Here is a 12,898-nt window from a genome sequence, read left to right as displayed (position 1 = left end):
GGTCAAGGACCGGGCGGTCGGCGGGCCGCCAGCCCGGTCAGCCGTTCCCGCAGCCCCAGGACGGTTCGCGCCACCTCGTCGGGGTCGACGAGGAAGTGCAGGTGACCGCCGGGCATCGCCCGGTGCGACCACCCCCGGCTCCGCGCGGCGGTGAGCTCGTCGGCATACGTCGACCCGAAGGCGAGGTATGCCTGCGGCCACGCCGTCCACCCGCTCGGCGGGGTCATCTCGGTGTCGAGGTAGGACAGCGGCAGCCGGGGACACTCCCGGTCGATCTCGGGGAACCGGTCGGCCGGGATCACCTGGGCGACGGCCTCGCGGGGCCACCAGCGGGTGCAGGGAGGCAGCAGGCCGTCGTCGTCCGCGAGCCCGGCGAGGTGCTCCCGGAAGCGCGCCGGGGCCAGCGGCGCCGGCCCGGACTCCGGCGGCAGGGCGGCATCCATGAAGACGACACCACCGGCGTCCCGGCCGACCGACCCCGCCGCCGCCCACGTGGCCGGCGCGAGGTAGCCCGCGTTGCTGTGGGCCAGCAGGGTCGTGCCGGGCTCCACCAGCCCGGCCCACTCGCGGACCAGGGCGTGCGGATCGAGCCCGGGGCCCCCGTCCACCGGCGCGATGTCGACCTCGGTCCCGGCCCGCTCCAGCGCGGAGGCCAGACCGGCGTAGGCCGACACCGGCAGCAGCGGGCTCGGCAGCAGGAGGACGGGGGCTCGCACAGCCTCGAACCTACGCCCGGCCGGCCGGCGGCGCCTGGGCCGGTGTCGACCACGTGGCCTACGGTCGACGGGGTCATGCCCGAAGAAATACCCTCAGGGGGTATACTGCTAGCATGGCTGTGAACGGATACACCGGGTCCAAGGAGGACTACCTCAAGCGGCTACGCCGCATCGAGGGCCAGGTCCGCGGCATCGCCCGCATGGTGGAGGACGACACCTACTGCATCGACGTGCTCACCCAGGTCAGCGCCGTCACCAAGGCCCTGCAGGCGGTGAGCCTCGGCCTGCTCGAGGACCACATCAGCCACTGCGTCGTCGACGCCGCCGCCGAGTCCGAGGCGGCCAAGGACGAGAAGGTCCGGGAGGCCTCCGCGGCCATCGCCCGGCTCGTCCGCAGCTGACCCAGCACCCACCCAGGCGCGCGACCTAGCGTGCCGCCCGCACCGCATACCGAGGAGAGCACCATGACCGACACCCCGCTCCAGAACCAGACCACCAAGGTCGTCGTCTCCGGCATGACCTGCGAGCACTGCGTCGCCTCCGTCACCGAGGAGCTGCAGGAGATCGACAACGTCCTCGAGGTCCGCGTCGAGGACCTCGTCAAGGGTGGCGAGACCGACGTCTTCGTCGTCTCCGACGGCCCGCTCGACCTCGGCGCCGCGCGGGCGGCGGTCGAGGAGGCCGGCTACACCGCCAGCGCCTGACCGTGCCCGACCCCCGCTCCAGGAGGAGCCGATGAGCACCACCGAGACCGCCACCCAGCACGTCGACCTCGCCATCAGCGGCATGACGTGCGCCTCCTGCTCGGCGCGCATCGAGCGCAAGCTGGGCAAGATGGAGGGCGTCGAGGCCAGCGTCAACCTCGCCACCGAGAAGGCCAGCGTGACCTTCCCCTCGGCCCTGTCGGTGGCCGACATCGTCGCCACCGTCGAGAAGACGGGGTATGGCGCCACGCCCCTGACCGACGACACGTCCGGACGCGGGCGCGGTCCGGCGATGACGCACGACGTCGTCGGCCAGGAGTCGTTGCGGCGGCGGACGGTCGTGGCCAGCGCGCTGGCCCTGGTCGTCGCGGTGCTGCACATGGTGCCGCCGGTGCGGGACGCGATGGGGGCCGCCGGGCACTGGCTGCAGCTGCTGCTGACCCTGCCGGTCTACCTCTGGGCGGCGTGGCCGTTCCACCGGGCAGCGGCGGTCAACGCCCGGCACGGTGCCTCGACGATGGACACCCTCGTCTCGGTCGGCACCACCGCGGCGATGGGCTGGTCGGTCGTCGCGCTGCTCACCGGCTTCACCCACGACCTGTACTTCGAGGTCGTGGCGGTGGTCACCGCGTTCCTGCTCATCGGGCGCTCCATCGAGGCGCACGCCAAGGCGCAGGGCCGCTCGGCGCTGACCTCGCTCATGGAGCTCGGCGCCAAGGACGTGGCGGTGCTGCGTCAGGACGCCGGCAAGGGCGGCGCCATGGCCACCACCGAGCACCGGGTGCCCGTCGAGGAGCTGGTCGTGGGTGACCGCTTCGTCGTCCGGCCGGGCGAGAAGGTCGCGACCGACGGCGTCATCCTCTCCGGGCGCTCGACCATCGACGCCTCCATGGTGACCGGGGAGTCCATGCCGGTCGAGGTCGGACCGGACGACCAGGTCACCGGCGCCACCGTCAACGGGCACGGCCGGCTCATCGTCCGCGCCAGCCGGGTCGGCGCGGAGACGACGCTGGCGCGGATCACCCAGCTGGTCGAGCAGGCACAGACCGGCAAGGCCCCCGTCCAGCGCCTGGCCGACCGCATCTCCGCGGTCTTCGTGCCGGCCGTGCTCCTCATCGCCGGGCTCACCCTGGTGCTGTGGCTCGCCACCGGCAACCCCTTCACCGAGGGTCTGGCCGCCGCCGTCGCGGTGCTCATCATCGCCTGCCCCTGCGCCCTCGGGCTGGCCACGCCGACGGCGCTGCTCACCGGCACCGGCCGCGGCGCCCAGCTCGGCATCCTCATCAAGGGCCCGCAGATCCTCGAGTCCACCCGGTCGGTCGACACCGTGGTGCTGGACAAGACCGGCACGCTGACCACCGGGCACCCGGTGCTGACCGACGTCGTCACCGCCGGGTCGCTGCCCGCCGACGCCGCGCTCAAGGCGGCCGCCAGCGTCGAGGCCGGCAGCGAGCACCCGGTGGCCCAGGCCGTCGTGGCCGGCGCCCGCGAGCGCGGGGTCCGCCTCGCCGAGGCCCACGACTTCGTCAACCTGCCCGGCGAGGGCGTGCGCGCCGACGTCAACGGCATGGTCGTCACCGTCGGCCGCCCGGGCCTCTTCGAGGTCGTCCCGGAGGTGCTGCACGAGGCGCTCGCCCGCGCCGAGGGCACGATCGTCCTCGTGGGCTGGGAGGGCACCGCCCGGGCCGCGATCACCGTCGCCGACACCCCGCGCGAGTCCAGCGCCGCCGCCGTGGAGCGGCTGCGCGGGCTGGGCCTCACGCCATACCTGCTGACCGGCGACAACGAGCGCACCGCCGCGGCGGTCGCGCAGCAGGTCGGCATCGACCCCGCCCACGTCACCGCCGACGTGCTGCCGCAGCACAAGTTCGACCACGTGCGGGCGCTGCAGGAGCAGGGCAAGGTCGTGGCGATGGTCGGCGACGGCGTCAACGACGCGGCCGCCCTGGCCCAGGCCGACCTCGGGATGGCGATGGGCTCGGGGACCGACGTCGCCGCCGAGTCCGCGGACATCGTGCTCATGCGCTCCGACGTCCAGACGGTGGCCGACGCGATCGGGCTGTCCCGGCGGACGCTGCAGGTGATCAAGCAGAACCTCGTGTGGGCGTTCGGCTACAACACCCTGGCGATCCCGCTCGCCGCCTTCGGCCTGCTGACACCGGTCATCGCCGGCGGGGCGATGGCGCTCAGCTCGGTGCTCGTCGTGCTCAACAGCCTGCGGCTGCGGGGGTACGCCCGCGGCTGAGCCGGTCGCCGGGTCGTCGACCCGGAGCCCTGCCGCGCGCTCAGAGGGTGACCGGCCCCTGGGGCGTCTCGAAGGAGACCTCGACGAGGCACGGGCAGTCGTCGTCCTCGAGGAAGCCGAACTCGATCTCGCTCTCGAACGACCCCTGGGGTTCCCCGGTCAGCCCGAGCCACTGGCGCACCTCGGGGAAGTCCCCGCCGATGGTGAGGCCGGTCAGCCGGGTCGCCGACTCCGCCAGCCGCGACGGGTGGTGCTCGGCCGCGGACTCCCAGCGCACGAAGAAGGGCCGGTTGCCGTGGTCGATGACGTTCTTGACGCCGATCTGCCGCCACCGCAGCTGCACGCCCTCGGGGGTGTGCCGGTGCCCCTCGACGGAGGGTCGGCCGAGCCGCTCCTCGACGGGGGCGAGGTCGTCGACCGCGACGACCCAGGCCATCCAGCCCCCGCCGGCGGCGGACCGGGCCCGCACCGCCTGGCCGAAGGGCGCCTTGTCGGAGGCCGGGTGGTCGAGCACCTCGACGACCTCGACGTAGCGCTCGTCGGCGAGCGGGAGGATGACGTTGCGGGTGCCGAAGCGCGGGTGCACCCCGCCGTCGTGCGGCCTGACCTCGAGCTGCGCCGCCAGGCGCTCCGCCGTGGCCCGGAGCCCTTCCGGGCCGGCCGCATAACTCACGTGGTCGATACGCATGGCGCTCATCGTGGCACACCCGTGTTTCGGGGAGATCATCGACCTCGGCCCCGCTGCCGGACCGCCTCGTAGACGACGATCGCCGCCGAGGTCGCGACGTTGAGGGAGTTGACCCGGCCCGCCATGGGGATGCGCACCCGGTGCGCCGCGCGCTCGAGGACCAGGTCGGTGAGACCGGTCTTCTCGGTGCCGACGGCGATCGCGACGGGCCCGCGGTAGTCCACCGAGGTGTGCAGCGCGTCGGTGTCGGGGGTGGTCGCGACGAGGGGTATGCCGTGCCCGTCCAGCCAGTCCAGGGTCGCCGCCGTCCCGTCCGCGGCGACGGGCACGGAGAAGACGGTGCCCTTGGAGGCCCGGACGGTGTTGGGGTTGCCCCAGTCGGTCACCGGGTCGGCCGCGACGACCGCGTCCACCCCGGCGGCGTCGGCGGTGCGCAGCACGGCCCCCAGGTTGCCCGGCTTCTCCACCCCCTCGCAGACGAGCACGAGCGCGTCCTCCGGGAGGCTCAGGTCTGCAGGCCGGCGCTGCGTCGTCGGCACCACTGCGAGCACCCCGTCCGGGCCCTCGCGGTAGGCCGCCTTCTCGAAGGCCGCGCGCGAGGCCTCCACGGTCTCCACCCCCAGCTCGCCGGCCCGGGCCAGCACGTCCCCGAGCACGCCGTCGGCCATGAGCTCGGGGCACAGCAGCAGCAGCTCGGGGACGACCCCGGCCTCCAGGGCCAGGCTCAGCTCCTCGTGCCCCTCCACGACGGTCCGCCGCTGCGCGTCCCGGGCCCGCCGTCGCCGCAGTCCCGCGACCGCCTTGATCCGCGGGTTGGCGGGCGAGGTGATGAGCACGCTCAGACCAGCTCGGCGAGGACCTCGTCGAGGGCGTCGGCCAGACCGTCCTCCTCGACCGCACCGGTGGTGCGGTCCGCGACCCGGAGCACCTCGTCGGGAGCCTGACCCATGGCATACCCCACGGCGGCCCAGTGCAGCATCTCCAGGTCGTTGCGCTGGTCGCCGACCGCCACCGTGCGGTGCGGCTGCACGCCGAGGCGGCGGCGCACGAGCTCCAGCGCGGACGCCTTGGACACGCCCTCGGGCGCGAGGTCGAGCCAGGCGCTGTAGCCCACGGCGTAGGACACCCCGTGCAGACCGATGCGTTCCACCAGCGCGGTGAAGTCGGCCGAGCTGAGCGTGGGCTCGCGGAAGGTCACCCGGGTCGCCGGGCGGGCGCTCAGCTCCTCGACCGGCACGACCCGCTCCTCGCCCCACAGCTCGCCGGGCGGGAAGGGGGTGCTCACCTTGAAGCCGACCCCGATCTCCTCCACCGCGACCAGCGCGGACGGCAGGTGGGTGTGCACCAGGGCGATGGCCGGGGCCGGGTCGAAGGTCACCATGTCGACGAGCTCGTAGCCCTCCGCCACCTCCGGCGCGGCGCTGATCGTCACCGCCCCGTTGGAGCACACCGCCGGCCGCCCGGCGGTGCTCAGCCCGAGCTGGTCCATCACCGGCAGCGTGGAGAGGACCGAGCGCCCGGTCGCGATCATCACCGTGACGTGCGGCAGGGCGTCCAGCGCGCGGACCGCCTCCCGCACCCGCGGCGCCAGGTAGCCGTCGTGGTGCACGATCGTGCCGTCCACGTCCAGGGCCACGAGCAGCGGCGACAGGGGGGCGGAGTCAGGGTCGAGATGCTCGGGGTCGCTCACCCCGCCAGCGTATCCGCCTTCCTCCGGGCGCCCCCGGTGGTGCCTGGCTCAGTCCTTCGACAGCGCCATCGCCCGGCGCCACGACAGGCTGCCGGAGGTGTGCAGCAGCGCCCGCTCGTAGAGCCGCGACCCCAGGGTGATGGTCAGGGCGCAGAACACCACGACGAGCACGAGGGCCAGGACCGGCTCCCACAGCTGGGTGTCGCCCTCGAGGATCCGCATCGGCATGACCAGCGTGGAGGCGACCGGGAGGAAGGAGAAGACCTGCCGGGCGGTGCCCTCGAGGTTGACGCCGGCGATGAAGAGGACGACCAGCACCATGGTCAGCGGCATCGTCGTCTGCTGCAGGTCCTCGGTGCGGGAGGCCAGCGCCCCGGCGGCCGCCCACACGCAGGCCAGGGCGAGGAAGCCGAGGAGGAAGAACGGGAGGTACCACGCGATCGCCCCGACGAGCCCGGGCAGCGCCACGTCCAGGTCGACGAAGGTCATCCCGACGAGGCTGACCGCGGCGATGAGCGCGAGCTGCCCGAAGGCGAGCACCGTGTTGCCGAGCACCTTGCCGAGCAGCAGCTGGCGGGTGGGGATCTTGGCCGCGAGGATCTCGATGATCCGCGACTGCTTCTCCTCCACCACGCTGTTGGCGATCTGCATGCCGAACATGATCGCGGCGAAGTAGAACAGCCCGGCGAAGGCGAAGCCCAGGACGTAGGCGATGACCGGTGGCATCCCGCCCTCCTCCTGCCCGACGTCCACGACGGCGACCTCCGACCCGGCGGTGAGCGCCTCGACGGTGGTGCCCGCCGAACGGGCGTTGTCGGCGAGGGCGTCGGCGCGGACCTGCTCGCTGAGCAGACCCTGCAGGGCTCCGAGGTCGGGGCCGTCGGACAGCAGCTCCCACGTGCCGTCGCCGGCCACGAGCGCCGCGTCCACGTCGCCCTCGAGGACGGCACTCTCGGCGGCGTCGCGGTCGGCCACCTCCACGGCGGTCGCGGACGCCTCCTCGTCCTCCGCGCGGAGGGTGTCGTCGACCTCCGCCACGACGGCGGCGCCGCGGTCGTCGGTCACGGCCACGTCGTAGTCGGGCGAGGAGGAGCCGAGGAGGCTGGGCACGACGAGCACGGCCAGCAGCAGCAGGATGGTGAGCCCGGTGCCGATGAGGAAGTTCTTGTCGGTCAGCTTGACCTGGATCTCGCGCGCGGCGACCAGGGTCCACGGGGCGCGGGTGCTCATGCGGCCACCTCTCGGTAGATCTCGGACAGGGTCGGGCGGACGCGGGCGAACTCGCGCACCCCGCCGCGGGCGACGGCGTCGGCCAGCAGCCGCTCCGCCGCCTGCTCGTCCTCCGGCTGGACCAGCGCGCTCGGGCCGTCGAGGTCGATGACCTGCACGCCCGCCGCGCCGCGCACCCAGCCGGTGTCGCCGACGGTCACCAGGCGGTAGCGCAGCGGGGCGCTGGCCCGCAGGTCCTCCGAGGTGCCCTGGGCGACGACCCGGCCCCCGTGCAGGACCACGATCGAGTCGCAGAGCCGGTCGACGAGGTCGAGCTGGTGGGAGGAGAAGAGGACCGGGGTGCCGGTCGCGGTGTGCTCGCGCAGCAGCGCGCTCATCTGGTCGACCGCCGCGGGGTCCAGGCCGCTGAACGGCTCGTCGAGCACCAGCATCTTGGGGTCGCCCAGCACCGAGGCGATGATCTGGGCCCGCTGCTGGTTGCCCAGCGAGAGGGTCTCGACCTTGCTGGTGAGCCGCTCGCCGAGGCCGAAGCGGGTGAGCAGCTCCTCGGAGCGTTCCCGCGCGCTGGACTGCGACATGCCGTGCAGCTGCCCGAGGTAGGTGAGCTGGGCCAGGACCGGCTGCTTGGGGTAGAGGCCACGCTCCTCCGGCATGTAGCCGAAGCGCACCCGGTCGGCCCGGGTGACCGGCTCGCCGTCCCACCGGACCTCACCGCCGCTCGGCGCCAGCACGCCCATGACCATCCGCATCGTCGTGGTCTTGCCGGCGCCGTTGCCGCCGACGAAGCCCACCATCCGACCGTCCGGGACGGTGAAGCTCACCTCGTCCACGGCGCGGTGCTCGCCGTAGCTCCGGCTCAGTCCGTGCAGCTCGAGCACGTGTGTCCCCTCTCGTCGACCCGCGACCCGGGGGGACCGCGGCTGGTATGCCGTCACGCTAGTCCGGGCGGGGGCGGCGCGGCATCGGCCGCGCCGCCGATCCTCGGCTCCCCCTCAGGACGGAGACGCCTGGCCCGGCCGGACCAGACCGGCCTCGTAGGCGGCGATGACGGCCTGCACCCGGTCCCGGACGAGCAGCTTGGCCAGGACGTTCGAGACGTGGGTCTTCACGGTGGCCTCGCTGACGAAGGCCTCGGCGGCGATCTCGGCGTTGGAGAGCCCCCGCGCCATCATCCGCAGCACCTCGCGCTCGCGCTCGGTGAGTTGCGGCAGCGCGGTCTCCGGGTCACCCGCCGGTCCCGCACCGGCACCGGCCGGGCCGCCGGCCATCCGGCCGATGACCCGCATCGTGACCTCCGGCGCGAGCAGCGCGTGGCCCTCGGCGGCGGCCCGGACGGCGTCGACGAGGTCGTCCGCCTCGGCGTTCTTGAGCAGGAAGCCGCTCGCGCCGGCCTCCAGCGCGTCGAAGAGGTAGTCGTCGCGGTCGAAGGTGGTGAGGATGACGACCTTGACGTCGGGGTGCTCGGTGACGATGCGCCGGGTGGCCTCGATGCCGTCGAGCACCGGCATCTGGACGTCCATGAGGACGACGTCCGGTCGGTGCGCGGCCACGGCGGCCAGGGCCTCGCGGCCGTCGCCGGCCTGCCCGACCACCTCGACGTCGGGCTCGGTCGACAGGATCATCGAGAAGCCCTGCAGGAGCAGCGGCTGGTCGTCGACGAGCAGGACCCGCAGCGGGGGCGTGGTCACGAGGGCGTCCTCCTCAGGGAGTGGGTGGCACCGACCGCGGCGGTGCGGGCGGTCGGCCGGTGCCCGTCCAGCGGCAGCCAGACGCGGACCCGCCAGCCCGGCCCGCCGGAGCGCGGACCGGCCTCGACCCCGCCACCGAGGTAGGCCGCGCGCTCGCGCATCCCCTGCAGCCCGAGCCCGGTGCCGGACGTGCCGACGCGGGGGGACCCGTCGTCGACGACCTCGACCTCGACCGTCCCGGCGCCCTCGTCGACCCGCACGGTGGCGCGGGCGTGCCGGGCGGTGGAGTGGCGGCGGACGTTGGCCAGGGCCTCCTGCACGATGCGGTAGGCCGACAGCTGCAGCGGCGGGGGGACCCGGCCGGCCGCCCCCGGCGCCGACTCGACCACCTGGCCGGTGACCTCGCAGAGCGGCGTGGTGGCCTGCTCGACCAGCTGCGGCAGGGTGGCGAGCGTCGGCTGCGGCGCCCGGTCCGTGGTCTCCGGCGTCGGCTCGCCGCCCTCGTGCCCGGCGTCCTCGCGGCCGTCAGTGACCCGCAGCGTCCCCAGGAGGTCGCGCATCTGCGCCACCCCGTCGCGGGCCGCCCGCTCGATCGCGCTCAGCGAGTCGCGTGCGGCCTGCGGGTCGCGCTCCATCACCCGCCGGGCGGCGGCGGCCTGCACCCCCATGACGGACACGTGGTGGGCCACGACGTCGTGCAGCTCGCGGGCGATGCGCAGCCGCTCGGCCACGACCGCCTGGTCGGTGAGCCGCTCGGTCTGGGCGCGGATCGTGTCGGCCTGCTCCTCCACCTGGGCGTTGCGCATCGCCCCCCGCCAGGCCACCTGGCCCAGACCGATCGCGAAGCCGAAGAAGATCGTGTTGCCGAGGATCGAGAAGAGCACCACGGCGAGCACGGTGGGCAGCGGCCCCACCTGCTCGACGTCCGACTCCCCCAGGTTGCGGCGGATGTCCTCGATGCCCGAGCCGAGGGCATACGTCCAGGCGAAGAGCAGGACCAGCAGCACGAGCACCACGGCCACCGCACCGGCGAGCGCCCGCCGGTTCCGCGCCCAGGCCATCCCGGAGAAGATGAGCAGGAAGTAGGCCATCTGCGTGGTCAGCTGCGACATCGTCATGGGCATGACGAGCGACATGAGGATCATGTGGGTGCCCGCGGCCAGGGTGACGAAGACCGGGAGACGCCGCCGCACGACGATGAGGGCGCAGAGCGTGACGACCCCGGCGTACTGCCACACCGGTCCGTAGCGCTCGTCCTCCAGGAGCCCGAGCGAGCGGGTCAGCTCCTGCGAGATGGTGATCGTCACCAGCGCCACCAGGGCCCACCGCAGGTCGGCCCGCAGCTCGCCCGGTCCGGGGGCAGGGCGCTCCCAGCGCTCGTCGACGCCGAACCAGCTCTCGACCGCCCGGATCACGGCAGGGCCTGCCCGCGCTCGTGCTTCACCACGTGCCCCAGCCTAGGCAGACCCGCCGTGGCCCTGCCTCCGCCGCACGACGGAGATCGCGACCGGTCAGCGGGAGGCGGGGTTCGCCGCCCGGGGGGTGAGCGACGCCGTCCCCCCGAGGAAGGGGCGCAGGGCCTCGGGGACGAGGACGCTGCCGTCGGCCTGCTGGTGGTTCTCCAGCAGCGCGACGATCGGGCGGGTGCTCGTCGCGACCGTGCCGTTGAGCGTCGCCACGGCGCGGGTGCCCGAGCCGTGCGGGTCACGCTCGCGGGTGCCGAGGCGGCGCGCCTGGAAGGTCGTGCAGTTGGAGGTCGAGGTGAGCTCGCGGTAGCGCTCCTGCGTCGGCACCCACGCCTCGCAGTCGAACTTGCGGGCCGCCGGTCCGCCCAGGTCACCGGCCGCGACGTCGATGATGCGGTAGGGCAGCTCCAGCGCGTCCAGCAGGCGCCGCTCGATGCGCAGGAGGTTCTGGTGCTCGGCCTCGGCGTCCTCGACGCGGCAGTAGACGAACATCTCGGTCTTGGTGAACTGGTGCACCCGGAAGATGCCCTTGGTGTCCTTGCCGTAGGACCCGGCCTCGCGGCGGTAGCAGGTGGAGGTCGCGACGTACCGCAGCGGCCCCTCGCCCAGGTCGAGGATCTCGTCGGCGTGCAGCCCGGCGAGGGCGACCTCGGAGGTGCCGGTGAGGTAGAGGTCGTCGGCCTCCAGACGGTAGACCTCGTCGGCGTGGGCGTCGAGGAAGCCGGCGCCGGCCATGGTCTCGGGCCGCACGAGGTTGGGCACGATCGCCGGGACGAAGCCCTCCTCCTGCGCGATCTGCTGGGCCAGGCCCATGAGCGCCTGCTCGAGCCGGGCGCCGTCGCCGAGCAGGTAGTAGAAGCGGGCACCGGCGACCTTGGCCCCGCGGGCCATGTCGATGGCGCCGAGCCCCTCCCCGATCGCGAGGTGGTCGCGCGGCTCGAAGCCCTCGGCCGCGAAGTCGCGGGGGGTGCCGACCTCCTCGAGGGTGACGAAGTCGTCCTCGCCGCCGACCGGCACCCCGTCCATGACGACGTTGCCGATGCGGCGCATCGCCTCGTCGCGGGCGGTGGCGGCCTCGCCCGCCTCGGCGTCCAGCGCCTTGACGCGGGCGGCGAGGTCCTTCACCTCGGCGAGGAGGGCCTGCTTCTCCTCGCCACGGGCCTGGGCGACCTTCTTGCCGAACGCCTTCTGCTCGGCGCGGGCGGCCTCGAACTGCGCCAGCGCGCTGCGGTGCGCCTCGTCCGCGGACAGCACCTGGTCGACGACGGACGGGTCCTCGCCCCGGGCCTGCTGGCTGGTGCGGACGCGGTCGGGGTCGGAGCGCAGGTCGCGGAGGTCGATCATGCGGCCAGCCTACTGGCGGGTCTGTAGGGTCACGGCATGGATTCTCCTGGCCGGGCGGCCGTCATCGTCAACCCCACGAAGTTCTCCGACGTGGGTCGCGTGCGCCGGCGGGTGGAGGAGGTATGCCGACGGCACGGCTGGGAGGAGCCGCTCTGGCTCGAGACCACCGCCGAGGACCCGGGGCCGGGCCAGACCGCCCAGGCGCTGGAGGCGGGGGTGGACGTCGTCTGCCCGCTCGGGGGCGACGGGACGGTCCGGGCGGTGGGGGCCGCGATGGTCGACTCCGGGGTGCCGGTGGGCCTGCTGCCCGGGGGCACCGGCAACCTGCTCGCCCGCAACCTGGAGCTGCCGGTCGAGTCGCTGGACAAGGCCCTGACGATCGCCCTCACCGGCCGGACGGCCCCCATCGACACCTGCCGGCTCGAGCTCGTCCGGCCCACGACCTCCCAGCTGGAGGCGCGGCTGGAGGACGAGGAGGGCCAGCCCTCCACGAGCGTCGACATGGACGACGCCGTCGACGACCGCACCAGCCCGGAGGTGCGCGAGGAGCACCGCTTCCTCGTCATGGCGGGCCTCGGGTTCGACGCGGAGGTCATGGCCGCCGCGCCGGAGAAGCTCAAGGACCGCGTCGGGTGGCTGGCCTATCTCGTGACCGGGCTGCAGCACCTCAAGGGCCCCCAGTTCACCGTCGACCTGCGGATGCCGGGGAGCGGGCAGGTGCGCCGGCGGGTGCGCTCGGTCATGGTCGGCAACGTGGGCAGGCTGCAGGGCGGGATGGAGCTGCTGCCCGACGCGCTCGCCGACGACGGCACCATGGACGCGGTGCTGCTCTCCCCCGAGGGGATCGTCGGCTGGGTCGCGACCGTCGCCCAGCTCACCACCCGCCGCCGGATCGGGCACCGGCGGGTCGAGCACTTCCAGAGCCCCGAGGTGCGGGTCGTGTCGGACAAGCCGGTGGAGCTGGAGATCGACGGGGACACCATCGGCTCGGTGCTGGCCATCCGGGTGCAGGTGGACCCCGGGAGCCTGCTCGTGCGCCTGCCCGGGACCGAGGCCTGACCCTCCCCGCCGCGGATCGCGGATCGCGGATCGCGGATCGGGGGTCGGTGGTCAGGAGGTCGGGTGTC

Annotated in this window: 13 protein-coding genes; 4 read left to right on the top strand and 9 right to left on the bottom strand. The window is 73.8% G+C overall.

Annotation, left to right across the window (positions count from 1 at the left end; genetic code table 11):
* Positions 1 to 2: 2 nt before the first annotated feature.
* Positions 3 to 716, bottom strand: coding sequence for a hypothetical protein (locus FHD63_RS01100; RefSeq protein ID WP_139719412.1), 714 nt, complete (start codon positions 714 to 716; stop codon positions 3 to 5).
* A gap of 119 nt (positions 717 to 835) precedes the next feature.
* Between FHD63_RS01100 and FHD63_RS01095 the strand changes: the two genes are divergently transcribed.
* From FHD63_RS01095 to FHD63_RS01085, 3 genes are all read left to right on the top strand, one after another.
* Positions 836 to 1,117 carry a metal-sensitive transcriptional regulator gene (locus FHD63_RS01095; protein ID WP_139722909.1) on the top strand — a complete coding sequence of 94 codons (282 nt, stop codon included), beginning with the start codon at positions 836 to 838 and terminating at the stop codon, positions 1,115 to 1,117.
* A 63-nt stretch (positions 1,118 to 1,180) separates the two neighbouring features.
* Entirely contained in the window at positions 1,181 to 1,420 is a 240-nt protein-coding gene (locus tag FHD63_RS01090; protein WP_139719411.1) for a heavy-metal-associated domain-containing protein, read from the top strand.
* 31 nt (positions 1,421 to 1,451) lie between these two features.
* Positions 1,452 to 3,665 carry a heavy metal translocating P-type ATPase gene (locus FHD63_RS01085; RefSeq protein WP_139719409.1) on the top strand — a complete coding sequence of 738 codons (2,214 nt, stop codon included), beginning with the start codon at positions 1,452 to 1,454 and terminating at the stop codon, positions 3,663 to 3,665.
* A 40-nt stretch (positions 3,666 to 3,705) separates the two neighbouring features.
* Here FHD63_RS01085 and FHD63_RS01080 read toward each other — a convergent pair whose 3' ends face one another.
* The 8 genes from FHD63_RS01080 to serS form a co-directional block, all read right to left on the bottom strand.
* A complete protein-coding gene (locus FHD63_RS01080; RefSeq protein ID WP_139719407.1) occupies positions 3,706 to 4,353 on the bottom strand; it encodes a VOC family protein in 648 nt (215 codons plus the stop codon).
* 35 nt (positions 4,354 to 4,388) lie between these two features.
* Positions 4,389 to 5,189, bottom strand: a complete 801-nt coding sequence (locus FHD63_RS01075; RefSeq protein WP_139719406.1) for a TrmH family RNA methyltransferase — start codon at positions 5,187 to 5,189, stop codon at positions 4,389 to 4,391.
* Between the two features lie 2 nt (positions 5,190 to 5,191).
* Positions 5,192 to 6,043, bottom strand: coding sequence for an HAD family hydrolase (locus FHD63_RS01070; protein WP_238705718.1), 852 nt, complete (start codon positions 6,041 to 6,043; stop codon positions 5,192 to 5,194).
* A gap of 48 nt (positions 6,044 to 6,091) precedes the next feature.
* Positions 6,092 to 7,273: an ABC transporter permease gene (locus tag FHD63_RS01065; RefSeq protein ID WP_139719404.1), complete on the bottom strand. Its 1,182-nt coding sequence runs from the start codon at positions 7,271 to 7,273 to the stop codon at positions 6,092 to 6,094.
* A complete protein-coding gene (locus tag FHD63_RS01060) occupies positions 7,270 to 8,151 on the bottom strand; it encodes an ABC transporter ATP-binding protein (RefSeq protein ID WP_139719402.1) in 882 nt (293 codons plus the stop codon). Before FHD63_RS01060 ends, FHD63_RS01065 begins: the two co-directional genes overlap by 4 nt.
* Positions 8,152 to 8,265: 114 nt before the next feature.
* Complete coding sequence (locus FHD63_RS01055) at positions 8,266 to 8,961, bottom strand: response regulator transcription factor (RefSeq protein ID WP_139719400.1); 696 nt, start codon at positions 8,959 to 8,961, stop codon at positions 8,266 to 8,268.
* Positions 8,958 to 10,376, bottom strand: a complete 1,419-nt coding sequence (locus FHD63_RS01050) for a sensor histidine kinase (RefSeq protein WP_139719398.1) — start codon at positions 10,374 to 10,376, stop codon at positions 8,958 to 8,960. The genes FHD63_RS01055 and FHD63_RS01050 overlap by 4 nt, the downstream gene beginning before the upstream one ends.
* 96 nt (positions 10,377 to 10,472) lie before the next feature.
* Positions 10,473 to 11,771 (bottom strand): serine--tRNA ligase, encoded by a 1,299-nt coding sequence (gene serS / locus FHD63_RS01045; protein WP_139719396.1) that lies wholly within the window; start codon positions 11,769 to 11,771, stop codon positions 10,473 to 10,475.
* Between the two features lie 36 nt (positions 11,772 to 11,807).
* On the opposite strand from serS, the gene FHD63_RS01040 reads away from it, so the two are divergent.
* Positions 11,808 to 12,830 (top strand): diacylglycerol/lipid kinase family protein, encoded by a 1,023-nt coding sequence (locus tag FHD63_RS01040; RefSeq protein ID WP_139719394.1) that lies wholly within the window; start codon positions 11,808 to 11,810, stop codon positions 12,828 to 12,830.
* The last annotated feature ends 68 nt before the right edge of the window (positions 12,831 to 12,898 follow it).

Origin of the sequence: Serinicoccus chungangensis, from assembly GCF_006337125.1 — a bacterium.
Taxonomy (GTDB): domain Bacteria; phylum Actinomycetota; class Actinomycetes; order Actinomycetales; family Dermatophilaceae; genus Ornithinicoccus; species Ornithinicoccus chungangensis.
The sequence above is the reverse complement of the archived record's forward strand: the minus strand, read 5'-3'. Positions and strand labels throughout refer to the sequence as shown.

What these genes read in the sequence shown, in the direction of transcription:
- FHD63_RS01090 (WP_139719411.1), top strand. Translation starts at nt 1,181, where the DNA reads ATGACCGACACCCCGCTCCAGAACCAGACCACCAAGGTCGTCGTCTCC.
- FHD63_RS01085 (WP_139719409.1), top strand. Translation starts at nt 1,452, where the DNA reads ATGAGCACCACCGAGACCGCCACCCAGCACGTCGACCTCGCCATCAGC.
- FHD63_RS01080 (WP_139719407.1), bottom strand. Translation starts at nt 4,353, where the DNA reads ATGCGTATCGACCACGTGAGTTATGCGGCCGGCCCGGAAGGGCTCCGG.
- FHD63_RS01065 (WP_139719404.1), bottom strand. Translation starts at nt 7,273, where the DNA reads ATGAGCACCCGCGCCCCGTGGACCCTGGTCGCCGCGCGCGAGATCCAG.
- serS (WP_139719396.1), bottom strand. Translation starts at nt 11,771, where the DNA reads ATGATCGACCTCCGCGACCTGCGCTCCGACCCCGACCGCGTCCGCACC.
- FHD63_RS01040 (WP_139719394.1), top strand. Translation starts at nt 11,808, where the DNA reads ATGGATTCTCCTGGCCGGGCGGCCGTCATCGTCAACCCCACGAAGTTC.